The 12815-nt window shown below is 65.7% G+C and carries 9 protein-coding genes; 4 read left to right on the top strand and 5 right to left on the bottom strand.

The annotated features are described in order from the left end of the window. Nucleotides 1–56: 56 nt before the first annotated feature. From V3B46_RS19010 to V3B46_RS18995, 4 genes are all read right to left on the bottom strand, one after another. Nucleotides 57–1652, bottom strand: a complete 1596-nt coding sequence (locus V3B46_RS19010) for an alkaline phosphatase D family protein (protein ID WP_329892633.1) — start codon at nt 1650–1652, stop codon at nt 57–59. Between the two features lie 10 nt (nt 1653–1662). After that, the gene (locus V3B46_RS19005; RefSeq protein ID WP_329892632.1) at nt 1663–4596 is read right to left on the bottom strand and encodes a TonB-dependent receptor; all 2934 of its coding nucleotides are present in this window, start codon (nt 4594–4596) and stop codon (nt 1663–1665) included. A gap of 141 nt (nt 4597–4737) precedes the next feature. Continuing rightward, complete coding sequence (locus V3B46_RS19000; RefSeq protein WP_154263097.1) at nt 4738–5760, bottom strand: FecR family protein; 1023 nt, start codon at nt 5758–5760, stop codon at nt 4738–4740. Then, complete coding sequence (locus V3B46_RS18995) at nt 5757–6272, bottom strand: RNA polymerase sigma factor (RefSeq protein WP_329892631.1); 516 nt, start codon at nt 6270–6272, stop codon at nt 5757–5759. Before V3B46_RS18995 ends, V3B46_RS19000 begins: the two co-directional genes overlap by 4 nt. 138 nt (nt 6273–6410) lie before the next feature. Here V3B46_RS18995 and V3B46_RS18990 point away from each other — a divergent pair, with 138 nt between their 5' ends. Together V3B46_RS18990 and aceE are read left to right on the top strand one after the other, a co-directional pair. Then, nucleotides 6411–6710, top strand: a complete 300-nt coding sequence (locus V3B46_RS18990) for a hypothetical protein (protein WP_329892630.1) — start codon at nt 6411–6413, stop codon at nt 6708–6710. A gap of 245 nt (nt 6711–6955) precedes the next feature. Next, the gene (gene aceE, locus V3B46_RS18985; protein ID WP_329892629.1) at nt 6956–9628 is read left to right on the top strand and encodes a pyruvate dehydrogenase (acetyl-transferring), homodimeric type; all 2673 of its coding nucleotides are present in this window, start codon (nt 6956–6958) and stop codon (nt 9626–9628) included. Between the two features lie 51 nt (nt 9629–9679). Here aceE and V3B46_RS18980 read toward each other — a convergent pair whose 3' ends face one another. Further along, nucleotides 9680–10162, bottom strand: a complete 483-nt coding sequence (locus V3B46_RS18980) for a LuxR family transcriptional regulator (protein WP_329892628.1) — start codon at nt 10160–10162, stop codon at nt 9680–9682. Between the two features lie 192 nt (nt 10163–10354). Between V3B46_RS18980 and V3B46_RS18975 the strand changes: the two genes are divergently transcribed. Together V3B46_RS18975 and V3B46_RS18970 are read left to right on the top strand one after the other, a co-directional pair. Then, a complete protein-coding gene (locus V3B46_RS18975) occupies nt 10355–11584 on the top strand; it encodes an MFS transporter (protein ID WP_329892627.1) in 1230 nt (409 codons plus the stop codon). After that, nucleotides 11581–12738: an ROK family protein gene (locus tag V3B46_RS18970; RefSeq protein WP_329892626.1), complete on the top strand. Its 1158-nt coding sequence runs from the start codon at nt 11581–11583 to the stop codon at nt 12736–12738. The genes V3B46_RS18975 and V3B46_RS18970 overlap by 4 nt, the downstream gene beginning before the upstream one ends. Nucleotides 12739–12815: the final 77 nt, after the last annotated feature.

Raw genomic sequence — 12815 nt, 5'->3', positions numbered from 1 at the left:
CAACCCGGCCGTTGGAGAGTCGAGCCATGCTCGCCTCTACAAGGGGGCGTGCCTGATCAGGCGTCCTGCAAACCCGGCCGGCCGTGCTCCACCGCGTAGCGCTTCCAGCTCTGCAGCGCGCCGTTCGGCTGCATCACGGTATCCAGCGTCTTCATGTCGCCGATCCATGCATCACGGGTAACATCGCACAGCACATAGCCACGCTTGTCGGTGGTCGCCTTCAATTGCGGACTGTGCCGCAGCTGGTTCTCGGCATATGCATCCACACCCTGGCCATCAGCGCCAGAAGTAATCGAAGTGGCAAGGAACTCACTGGAGATCACGCCCGAATCACGATGGTCCTGCACCAGGTCGCTGGCGTAATGCCGGTGCGCGTCGCCACACGCCGTCACCACGTTGCCGAAGCCCACCTTCTGGATGTGGTCGAGCAGGCGCCGGCGGCTGTCCAGATAACCCGACCACTGGTCATCGGACGACTGCACCACGCCGTCCTTCTCGCGCATGTAGTTGCCCAGTGCCACCTGGTGGGCGATGGTGTGCCAGCGCGGCGCGGCATCGGCCAGGCCGTCGAACAGCCAGCGCTCCTGCTTCGCCCCCACAATGCTGCGCTCCGGCGATTCCACCTCCTCACGCAGCGCCATGTTCACCTGCTTGCTGCGGTACTGGCGGGTGTCGAGCAGGTGCAGGTCCATCAGCGTGCCGTAGCGTGCACGCCTGTACATCTGCATGTGGCCATCGCGCGGGAATGCCGATCGGCGCAGTGGCATGTTCTCGTAGTAGGCCTGGAACGCCTGTGCACGGCGCAACAGGAACACCTCGCTGGGCGTATCGTCCTGGTCCTCGGCACCGGCCCAGTTGTTGTCTACTTCGTGGTCATCGAAGGAGACGAACCACGGCGCCGAAGCATGCGCGGCCTGCAGGTCGGCATCGCTCTTGTACTGGGCGTAGCGGCGACGGTAGTCGTCCAGCGTGTAGGTCTGCGGCCCGACATGATTGCGCAGGTTGGTGAACGGCTGGCCGTTCATTTTCCGCAGGCCCGGCTGGCTCTCGCCTTCGTAGATGTAATCACCGTAGTGGAAAACGAAATCCAGCGGTTCCTCGGCAATGCGCCGCCACGCGGTGTAATGGCCTTCTTCGTAGTGCTGGCAACCGGCCACCGCAAAGCGCACGCGATCCACCGCTGCCGTGGCTGCGGGCAGGGTGCGGGTGCAACCGACCGCACTGGCGTGACCGCCTATGGTGAAGCGGTACCAGTAGGGCCGTGCGGGCGCCAACCCACCCAGCTCCACGTGCACAGCGTGGCCGAGTTCGGGATGCGCCATCGCCGAACCCTGGCGTACCACCCTGCGCATGCCCTCGTCCGCGGCCAGCTGCCACTCGACCACCATCGGCCGGGTCGGCATGCCACCGCCGAACACCAGCGGCTCGGTCGCCAGGCGCGTCCACAACACCATGCCATCGGCCGAGGGATCACCCGAGGCCACGCCCAGGGTGAAAGGCGTGCTGGCGAACCGCGGCGAGGCCAGCAGGTTGCGCGGGTTCAGCGCGGTGGCATCGGTCTGTGCGGCCAGCGCGTGCGCCGTGCCCATCCATGCGCCGGCAGCGGACAGGCCGGCCAGGGCCAGGAATCGCCTGCGATTGATCGTATCCACGGCTGTGCCCTCAGTTGTAGATGATGTGGAAATAGAAGAAGCGGCCGTAGTCGTCGATCTCGGTACGGAAGCGCCCGTTCGGGCCGGTGCTGTAGGTCGGCTGGGTGTTGAACAGGTTCTTGGCCTCGTACTTCAGCGTCACGTGCTTGCTGACCTTGTGGCTGAAGGCCATGTTGAAGGTCATGTATGGGTCGTAGTAGGAATCCAGCCATTGGGTGTCACCGAAGTCGACCAGCATCCGGCTGCGGTAGGTGCCAGACAGGCGCAGCTGTGCGCTCTTCCACGGCATGCGCCAGATCACCGAGCCATTGAGCGACCAGTCCGGCTGGTACAGCAGGCGGTCCAGGCGGCGCTCGGTGCCATCACTGATGCGGTAGTTGGTCTGACCTTCCAGCCGCGTTGCGTTGAAGTACATGTCGAAGCGCTGGCGGCCCCACTGCAGGTTGCGGTTGGCCACCGCGAACTCGACGCCGCGCAGCTTGGACTCATCGGTGTTCATCGGCTGGGTGACCCGGTAGCGCGTGTCACCCACGTTCTCGAAGGTGGTCAGGGTGTAGATGTCGTCCTTGATCACCTTGTCGAACAGCGCGACCGAGACCAGGCCGTTGTTGCCGTTGAAGTACAGGTCCCACGCGAGGTCGATGTTGGTGGAACGGCGCGGCTGCAGGTTGGCGTTGCCCTGCTTGATGGTGCAGAAGCCCCTGCCCTCCTCGTCATCGCCACAGCTGGTGCTGGTGGCCTGGGCGATGTTGCTCGGTGTCGGCCGGCCCAGCGTGCGGCTGGCGGAGAAGCGCAGGCGCTGGTCCTCGCTCAGCTTGAACGTCGCATTCAAGGAAGGCAGCAGGTTGTTGTAGCCACCGCTCGTGTTGCGGAAGGCAGACGTGTAGGTGGTGCCGCCATCGTCGCTGAACGGACTGTACGCATCGAAGCGAGTGTGGTCGTAGCGCAGGCCGCCGATCAGCAGCAGCCGGTCCCAGGCGTAGTGTGCGGACACATAGGCATTGGTGATGTCCTCCACGTATTTGTAGTCGCTGGTGAAGTTGGCATTTGGATACGCCGCATTGTTGTTGCCCAGTTTCGGCAGCAGCTCCTCGTTCCACTTGCGGTTGTCGATCAGCGGGAATCCCGGCACGCTGCCCAGCAGCGTCGAACCCGGATACAGGTAATCGTTGAGCGTGGCACTGCTCTTGAAGTAATCGAAGTCGATGTCCTGCCAGATCTTCAGGTGGCGGTACTCGGCACCGGCGGCCAGGCCGAAGCCGCGCGCATCGGCATCGATGTTGTAGCTGAAGTCGGCGCGCAGGTTGTCGATGCTCTCCTTGGCGTCGCGCGGCGAGACATAGGCCTGTGCTGGGTTGAGCTTGAACGCCGAGCTGGTCAACAGGCTGGAATCGGAAACCGCCACTGCGTTCGGGAAGCCGTGGCTGTCATTCTCGTAATCGACGAACAGATTGCTTGGGTAGGCGCGCACCCCCCAGTAGACCTGGTTGTTGTGGAAGGTCTCTTCGGTATGGCCGCCACGCAGGGTCAGCCGCGAGCGATCACCGATATCCCAGTTGAAGCTGGCGATGGCGCCACGGTTGCTGCGGTCCCAGCGGTCGTGGCGGTTCTTGATGTAGATGCTGTTGATCTGGGTGGTGCCGCTGTCTTCGGTCTGGTTGCGGATCGGAAACTTGGCATTGCCGTACAGATCGGTCTTGTTCATCGTCGAGTTCTCGTAGAACCGGTACGAGTACAGCAGCAGCGATGCGTAGAACGGATCATCCGAAGGCTTCCACTCAAGCTTGGCGGAGCCACCGAAGTTGGTGATGAAGTTGGTATAGGTGCCGGTGCTGAAGTTGCCCGGCGCACGCAGCCCATTCCAGCCCTTGGCCTCGTCCGGCCCCGTGGTACCGTCGGTGAGGTACTTGCCAGCGTCGTTGTAGTAGTAGTTCGACTCCACCCAGCGCTTGACGCTGTTGCGCGAACGCTGCTCATAGCGCGCTACCGCAACAAGGCCGAACTCCTGGTCGGCACCGAACTGGTTGGAGAACACCATCTTGGCGCTCTTGCCGAAATGGCCCAGTGTCTCGTGGTTGCCACCGGCGCTGCGCTCGACATTGGTCTCGGCCGTGGAATAGATGCCAGCCACATCGGCGAACACGTACTTGCCGGACCGGTCGAAGGCGCTGCGGCTGATGATGTCGATCACGCCGCCGATCGCGTCCGGCGCCTGCTCTGCGCTGAAGCTCTTGTAGATGTCGGTGCGGGTGCCGATGTCGCTGGGAATCAGCTGCAGGTTGTTCATGCGCTCACCCGAGCCACTGCCACCCACGCTGGCAATCGCGATGCCATCGATGGTGGTGTAGTTGAGGTTGGCCTGCACGCCACGCACCGTCACGTAACGGGGCTCACCGGCATCCTCCACGGCACTCAGGCCCGGCGCGGCCATCAGGCTCTCGGCCAGGGTCTCGTCGCCGTAGCTGTCCATCTCGTCGTAGACCACCGAATCCTTGATCACCGGCGAGGTTTTCTTCTGGTCGATCACCTCATGCGCAGCAATCACCTTCACCGTGCCCAGGGTCGGCGCCACCGCCGCTTCGGCCTCGCGCGGCTTCGGCGCAGCCGGCTTTGGTTCGTTGTGTGCCGGCGCAGGATCGATGGCGATCACGTTGCCATCCACCACGGTGTAGCCCAGGCCGGTCCCTGCCAGCAGCGCGTCCAGCGCCTGCTTGACGGTGGCACCGCGCGGCACCGCACCGGCCATGTGCGCTTCGCCACTGCCCGAATACAGGAACTGCACGCCGGAACTGCGCGACAACTGCTCCAGTGCACGTGCCAACGGCTGCGCCGCGATCGGCGCCGAAACGCGGGCCTCGAGTCCATCGGCAGTGGTCGCAGCCGCCAGCGGCACGCTGCAGGGAGACAGGGCGAGGATGATCGACAGGTAGAGCGTGTTGCGCATCACGGGTCCTTGGAAGAGAGAAAGCAGCAGGTGCCGCTGCGTGACTCGGCAGCGGCTTCTCCCAAGTAAGAGCCCGCATCCACCGAAGTGGAGAACGCGGATTTGATGAATTTTTTCTGACAGCCCACGGCCATGTCGACCTCAGCGACTGCCGACCCGCACGGTGTCGCCTTCGCGCCTCACCACGAAGCGCGGGTCGCGCTCGAGGAAGGCCTGCAGCGCACCGATGCGATGCGCGTCCAGGCTGCCGGACATGCGCGCCGACGCCGCGCCTTCATCCAGCACCCGAACCTGCACCTGGTTGTGGCGGTTGAAGGCGGCGGCCACCTCATCCAGCCGCTCGTCCAGGAAAGAGACCTTGCGTTGCTGCCAGTCCAGCAGCATCGACAACGGCACATCCAACGACTCGACCGCATGGCTGCGCGCGTCGACCTGCACCACCTGGCCTTTGCCCAGTTGTGCAAGACGTCGCGCATCGGCACCCTGGCTCCACACTTCCACCTCGCCGGAAACCACACCGATGCGGGTGCCCTGCAGCCGTCGCGACACGTCGAACACCGTGCCGATATCGCGGATCTGCAATCCGTTCACCTGCACCTCGAACGGCCGTCGGTCCTGGGCGATGTCGAACGTGGCCTCGCCCTGCAGCAGCTCCACCCTGCGGCTGAACCCGCCCATGCGCACCCGCAGGCGGCTGTCCGCGTTCAGCCGCACCTGGGTCTGGTCGGGCAGCACCAGGTCACGCAGTTCACCATGGTCGGCGCTGTACAGCTGCTCGGTGGGCATCAACTGCGGAACCAGGCCCACGCCGAGCAGGGCGAGACAGGCTGCGGCAGCCGCCACCCACCAACGCGTGCGACGGCTGTGCGGCGCACTGCGCAGCGGAGCCTGCGCGCGTCCGAACAGCGGCACGACCTTGGCAGTGGCCCGCTGTGGCGGCACCGAGGCCTCTTCTGCCAATGCCGATTGCAGCGCCTCACCAACCTGCCGGTGCAATGCGAGGGCGTGCATATAGGCGCGCACATGCTCCGGCGAGCGCTTCATCCAGTCCAGGAACGCAGCCCGCTCGGCTTCGCCCAGCACTCCCTCGCGATTGCGCTGGAACCAGTCCATCGCCTCGCTGGCGATCACGTCGTCGGCCGCACCCGATGGATTCCGTTTCATGTGAGCTCTCTGGCGCTCAGCGCCTTCCTGCAGGCGTCCAGCCCCTTGCCTATATGCTTGCGCACCATGTGCACCGACACCTGCAGCTGCTGGCTGATTGCCGGGCAGTCCAGCCCGTCGCGGTAATGCAGCTCCATCACCCGCCGCGTGGTCGCCGGCAGCCGTGCGATGGTGCTGCGGATATCGCTCCAGCGCTGCGCGCGCTCGAATTCGCCTTCGATGTCTTCTTCGCTCTTCAACACTTCGGCCAGGAGGTCGACGTCCTCCAGCGGCGGCAGCGATGAACGCGCGCGCGCGTGCTCCCGTGCAAGATTGGCGGCCACGGTGAACAGGTAGGCTTCCGGGTTCTCGACCGCGTCGGCATGCTCACCGGTGCTGCTCAGCAGCCGCAGGTAAACCTCCTGCGCCAGATCCTCGGCATCTTCGCTGGCAGAACCCCGGCGCAGGAAGAAGCCGCGCAGCAGCCGCCGCCGCAGCGCATAGCTCTTCTCCCAGATCCTCACGCTGTTCACGGCCGGCCAACCACCCCAAGGCTGGAAAGCCCCGCAGGGTGACGGCCGTCGATGACAGTGGCGTTTCAACTGCCGGCACGCGGCCGCTAGAATGCCGCCCCTGCAGTTTCCAGCAGCCGGCACAAGGAGTGCCCCGCAATGAACGCCCGCACCGCCATCAACACCCTCAGCAGCCTGCTGTTCCTGCTGCTGGTCGCCCACACCACCGCCTACCAGCAGCAGATGTGGCCGCCCAGCCGTGTCGTCCACGTGCATCCGGTGGTCGTCGCCCTCGCCTACGCGCTGGTCCTGCTCACCCTGCTGCTGTGGATCGGAGGACGCCGCTTGCCGGAACGCTGCCAGCAGCTCTCAGGCTGGCTGCCGATCGTGGCCTGGTGCCTGCTGGGCATCGGCGTGGCGGTCATCCCGATGTTCTTCCCGGGCCTGTCCCCGGCCTGATCAGCGGCCGCACCCAGCGCGCCCGCCCATGATACGGCGTGCCGTGCCAACCCTTGCTTGCCAGAGACCCAAGCCCTGCCCGCCTATCGAAGCCGGGGGAGCCAGGCCTACGCTTGTCTTCTCGGTGGCCGCCACGGTCGCCCTTCGCGTCACGGCCCCGCCGTTGCGACCCCGCTCCAGTGCTGTGCGCCCTGCCGGTGTTGTCGCCCAGGCAGAAGTCCGACCGGCGCCCTCTGGAGACAGTCATGAACCAAGCGCTCATTCCCTTCGATACCGATCCGCTGGAAACCCGCGAGTGGCGTGAATCACTGGAAGCGGTGATGCATGCCGGTGGCCGGCCGCGCGCGCACTACCTGATCGACCAGCTCAGCGAGCTGGATGCACAGCAGCACGGCGATCTGCATACCCGTGCCTGGACCGCCTACGTCAACACCATCCCGCCCGAGTGCCAGCCGGCCTACCCGGGTGACCTGGCCATCGAGCGCCGCCTGAACGCGATGATCCGTTGGAACGCGATGGTGATGGTGCTGCGTGCCGGCAAGCATTCCAACGTCGGTGGCCACATCGCCACCTACCAGTCGGCGGCCGTACTGTACGACGTGGGCTTCGATCATTTCTTCCGTGGCCGTACCGACACCTTCGACGGTGACATGATCTACATCCAGGGCCACTCCGCGCCAGGCATCTACGGACGCGCCTATGTAGAAGGCCGCATCGATCCGGCGCGCATGGACAACTTCCGCCGCGAAGCCGGGCGCGAAGGCCTGTCCTCGTATCCACACCCGCGATTGATGCCGGAGTTCTGGCAGTTCCCCACCGTGTCGATGGGGCTGGGCCCGCTGACCGCCGCCTACCAGGCGCGCTACATGCGTTACCTGGAATACCGCGCCCTGAAAGAACACCAGGGCCGCAAGGTCTGGGCCTTCCTCGGCGACGGTGAGATGGACCAGCCCGAATCGCTGGCAGCGATCTCGCTGGCCGGCCGCGAGCGGCTGGACAACATCGTGTTCGTGGTCAACTGCAACCTGCAGCGCCTGGACGGTCCGGTGCGCGGCAACGCCAAGGTCATCCAGGAACTGGAAGGCACCTTCCGTGCGGCCGGCTGGAACGTGATCAAGCTGATCTGGGGCAGCGGCTGGGACGACCTGCTGGCCCGCGACCCCAGCGGCCTGCTGCGCCAGCGCATGATGGAATGCGTGGACGGCGACTACCAGACCTTCAAGTCGCAGAACGGTGCCTACGTGCGCGAGCACTTCTTCGGCCGTTACCCCGAGCTGCTGGAGCTGGTCGCGCACATGAGCGACGACGACATCTGGGCGCTGGCGCGTGGTGGCCATGATCCGCAGAAGGTGTTCGCTGCGTATCAGCAGGCAGTGAACACCAGCGGCCGGCCGACTGTGATCCTGGCCAAGACGGTCAAGGGTTTCGGCATGGGTGAAGCCGGCGAAGGCCAGAACATCAACCACCAGCTGAAGAAGATGAGTGCCGATGCGGTGCGCGCCTTCCGCGACCGTTTCAACCTGCCGGTCAGCGACGAACAGCTGGAGGACATGCCGTACCTGCGCCCGGAACCGGGCAGCGCCGAGGCGGCCTACTTCGCCGAGCGCCGCCGCATCCAGGGCGGGCAACTGCCCGCGCGCCTGGCCAAGGTCGATCCACTGCCGCTTCCGCCGCTGTCGATCTTCAACACCCAGCTGCAGGGCAGCGGCGATCGCGGCCAGTCCACCACCATGGGCTTCGTGCGCATCCTCACCAGCCTGCTGAAGGACCAGGAACTGGGCAGGCTGGTGATTCCGATCGTGCCCGATGAATCGCGCACCTTCGGCATGGAAGGCCTGTTCCGCCAGATCGGCATCCATTCGTACCTGGGCCAGCTGTACACCCCGCAGGATGCCGGCCAGCTGAGTTACTACAAGGAAGCCAAGGACGGCCAGATCCTGCAGGAAGGCATCAACGAATCCGGTGCGATCTGTTCGTGGATCGCCGCCGGTACCGCCTACAGCAACCACGGGCTGGCCACGATTCCGTTCTACATCTTCTACTCGATGTTCGGCCTGCAGCGCGTCGGCGACCTGGCCTGGGCCGCTGCCGATGCACGTACCCGCGGCTTCCTGCTCGGTGCCACCTCCGGCCGCACCACGCTGATGGGCGAAGGCCTGCAGCACGATGACGGCCACAGCCACGTGCTGTCGTCGGTGATTCCCAGCTGCGTGTCCTACGACCCGACCTACAACTACGAGCTGGCGGTGATCATCCACGACGGCCTGCGCCGCATGTACGTCGACCAGGAAGACATCTACTACTACATCACCGTACTCAACGAGAACTACCCGCAGCCGGCACTGCCCGAAGGCGTCGAGGCCGGCATCCTGAAGGGCCTGTACCTGCTGCATCCGGCAACCGCCGATGCCGCCTCGCAGCCACGCGTGCAGCTGATGGGCAGCGGCTCGATCCTGCGCGAAGTGGAAGCCGCGGCAGAACTGCTGCTGCAGGACTTCGGCGTCGCCAGCGATGTGTGGAGCGCCACCAGCCTGACCGAACTGCGCCGCGACGGCCTTGCCGCCGAGCGCTGGAACCTGCTGCATCCGGCCGAGGAGCCGCGTGTGCCGTACGTGCAGCAGTGCCTGCAGGGCCACGAAGGGCCCGTGGTGGTGGCCACCGACTACATGAAGATCGTCGGCGACCAGATCCGTCCCTTCATCAACGACCGCCGCCTCACCGCGCTCGGCACCGATGGCTTCGGCCGGTCCGACACGCGTGAGTCGCTGCGCACGTTCTTCGAAGTGGACCGCCACTTCATCGTGCTGGCCGCCTTGAAGTCGCTGGCCGACGAAGGCCGCATCGAGCGCTCGCGGATGCAGCACGCCATCGACAGGTACGGCATCGACACCGGCAAGCGCGATCCGGCGGCCGTGTAAGGCCGCTGCGTTCACCGCGCCCGTTCGGCGGGCGTGGTGAACGCAGCATCGCTACGGCATGCGCTTGAACAGGTTGGTCTGCAGGATCGGCGTACCGTCGTGACCGTAGAACGCCTTGGTCTCGGTCATCGTCGCCTGGTCATCCGCCACCGTGTAGATGCGGGTGGAGGCCGGCGTGCCATGGTCCACCAGCTGCATCACCAGCGTGTTCGGTGCAGGCAGTTTCAGGTTGGCCTTGTCCGCGCCATAGGTGCCGGACAGGGCGCCCGGCGTGCCATCCAGGGCCAGAGTGCCGTCGGACTTCATGGTCTTGCCGTCGTGCAGGACGATGTCCACGTGTGAACTCCAGCGCCCGGCACCGGCGTCCTTGAACTCCAGCACCACGTGCTTCGGGCGCTGCGCTTCGGGTAGCGCGGACGTGGCGATATCCAGCGACCAGCGCCCCAACAGCGGCGAAGGAGATGCCTCCATTGCCAGCGCCGGAACGGCGGGGAGTGAAAGCGCAGACAACAACACAGCGGACAACAGCTTCATACGTTGCTCCATTCGGCGAAGAAGGCTCTGCGTGAGGCGTTGTGGGGCGCAGCACGGTCAATGCTGCTCGCCCACGGCGTGCGCTGCAAGCCACTCGCTGAATGGCCGACCTCGCACCATGTCAGACCGCTGTCACACAGGGGTAGTAGAACGATCCCGGATCTCCGGCCTCCTCCCCCCCCCAAAACAGCGTTGAACGCGCAGCCATCGCTGCGGCAGCTCTATGCCGCCGGCCACTTCGCCCGCACTCTGGTCTGGTCGTTCGTGGACCTGGCACTCGGCTACTACCTGCATGCGCGGCTGGGGTTGTCGGCTGCCCACACCGGCCAACTGCTGGCGATCTCCCTGGCCTACAGCAGCGTGCTCGACCTGCTGCTGGCCGCCGTGTTCACCCGACTGCACGACCAGCGTCGCCTCGCCTTGCGCCTGCAGTTGATCGGCGGGCTCGGCACCGCCGCCAGCGCCTGCCTGCTGTTCAGTCCGAGCACCGCGACCGAGCCCGCCTTCCTGCCGCTGTTGGCCGCCTCGCTCTTGTTCCGTACCTGCTACGCGGTTTACGACGTGGCCCAGAATGCACTGACTTCGCTGTTGCCCCGCGACGAGAACGAGGCCATGCGCTACGTTTCCGCTCGCGCGGTAGTGGTACCGATCTCCAAGCTGTGCATCGCTGCAGCACTGTTCGGCGTGGTCGGTGCACCTGAATCTGCAGGCAGTGGCAGCGCGCTGCTGATCTGCATGATCATCGGCATCCTGATCGCGGCCGCCGCGCTTCCCCTGGCCTGCGTCGCCACGCCCGCACAGCCCGCCACAACCAGCAGGCCCGTTGCCGGCGCCCTGCCGCTGCCGGCACTGCTGCCGGTTCTGCTGGCCGCAGCGGTAGAGACGGCGCTGGTGGGCCTGGCCGGGCGTCTGTTTCCCTTTGCCGACCAGGGCGCAGCGCTGACCTTCGCCATGGTCGCGGGCATGGTGGTCGCGCCTTGGCTCCATCTGCGCCTGCGCCCCCCGCTGTGCAGCGAGACAGGCCTGATCGCGCTGATGTCGGTGCTGGTCATCGCTGCCGTCTGCGTTTACCAGGCCAAGCCCTCCCTGCCTGTAGCGATTGCGTGTGCCGCTGTCCATGGGGCGGCGGTAGCCAGTGTCGGCCTGGTGCTGTGGCGGCGCACCGCGCTGATCGCCCGTCGGCATGCCGCCCGCAGCGGGCGCGAGGATGACCTTAGCTGTTTTGCGCTGCTCACTGGAACCATGAAACTGTCCATTGCCGCCTCCTCATTGCTGCTGGGCCAGCTGCTGCCCGGCGTACAGGCCGGTGATCCGGGCACCTCTGCCGTACTGGTCTCGCTGGTTGCCGTCGGCAGTCTGCTGTCGCTGGCCGCATTGGCCTGGCCGGTCGCGCTTCCGCATACCGAGGGCCTGCACCCATGAACCTGGCTCCTACATCGCGGCTGCGCCGCAAGCCGCTGATCGCGCTGGATGCCGACCACAAGCGCATCATCTGGCTGTTGCGCACGATGGGCGCCGTTCCCCGCATCACCATTGCCCACCAGTTGGGCATGCACAACGGTGCGTTGACCCGCCTGGCGCGTGAACTGCTGATGCTGGAGGTGATCGAGGAGCAGGGACAACTGTCCGATGGCCAGCGCGGCCGACCCTCGGTGCCACTGGCGCTGTCCGGGCGGGGCGGCTATGCCGCCGGTGCCACGGTACATCCCGGTTGGCTGGAGATCGCGCTGGTGGATTTTGCTGGCCAGGTCATCGCCCGCGATGCAACCGCATTCGACAGCGCAGATCCCTACGACTTCGTGCACGCGGTGGACCAGCGCCTGCGCAGCCTCACCAGCCGCACCGGGCTCATGCGCGCGCGCTTCCTGGGCCTCGGCGTGGCGGTTCCCGGGCCCGTGGTCGAAACCGGTCCGGCACGCCGGCACGCGGTGGACTGGCTGCATGGCTGGCGCGATATCGACAACGACCAGTTCTTCGAAGACTACTTCGGCTTCCCGGTATGGGTGGAGAACGATGCAACCCTGGCGGCGCTGGCGGAATACTACGACAGCGGACTGATCCGCGACTGCGCGTCGGCGCTGTTGCTATATGTCGGCCACGGCGTGGGCGGTGGCGTGATCCATCGACGTGATGTGATGCGCGGTGAGTTCGGCAATGCCGGGGATATCGGTCGCCTGTTCCGCATGGACGCACCGCGTCCCTCGGGCATCGACCTGCTGGCCACGTTGCGCGACGCCGGCGCCGGCATTCCTTCACTGTTCGAACTTGAGTCCTGCCTGGAAACCCATGCCGGCATCATCAATGCCTGGGCAGAACGTGCGGGCAACCAGCTGGGCGTGGCGGCCAATACCGGTGTGGCATGGCTCGATCCTGGCGCCCTGATCCTGTCCGGCTCACTGCCGAGGCAGGTACTGGAAGTGTTGGGGCAGCACCTGCAGCAACCGGCACGCTGGAGCAGTGCGCTGGACAGCCTGCGCCTGCCGCAGGTGCATGTGTCACGGCTGGGAGGATCCGCGGTATCGGTGGGCGCGGCCCTGCTGCCGATCCATCAGCTGGGCGCCGACGCCATCGCTTAATTGTTTATTTCCGCCGAAGTAAACAATTCCGTCATCGCCCGGACCTACCGTGCAGCGGTCCCCCTTCCCTGCATGGC

It is taken from the genome of Stenotrophomonas sp. SMYL11 (genome assembly GCF_036320005.1).
In the GTDB taxonomy this organism is placed as follows: Bacteria; Pseudomonadota; Gammaproteobacteria; order Xanthomonadales; family Xanthomonadaceae; genus Stenotrophomonas; species Stenotrophomonas maltophilia_A.
The sequence above is the reverse complement of the archived record's forward strand: the minus strand, read 5'-3'. Positions and strand labels throughout refer to the sequence as shown.

Coding starts and splice junctions, on each gene's coding strand:
- V3B46_RS19005 (WP_329892632.1), bottom strand. CDS start 4,596: ATGCGCAACACGCTCTACCTGTCGATCATCCTCGCCCTGTCTCCCTGC.
- V3B46_RS19000 (WP_154263097.1), bottom strand. CDS start 5,760: ATGAAACGGAATCCATCGGGTGCGGCCGACGACGTGATCGCCAGCGAG.
- V3B46_RS18990 (WP_329892630.1), top strand. CDS start 6,411: ATGAACGCCCGCACCGCCATCAACACCCTCAGCAGCCTGCTGTTCCTG.
- aceE (WP_329892629.1), top strand. CDS start 6,956: ATGAACCAAGCGCTCATTCCCTTCGATACCGATCCGCTGGAAACCCGC.
- V3B46_RS18980 (WP_329892628.1), bottom strand. CDS start 10,162: ATGAAGCTGTTGTCCGCTGTGTTGTTGTCTGCGCTTTCACTCCCCGCC.
- V3B46_RS18970 (WP_329892626.1), top strand. CDS start 11,581: ATGAACCTGGCTCCTACATCGCGGCTGCGCCGCAAGCCGCTGATCGCG.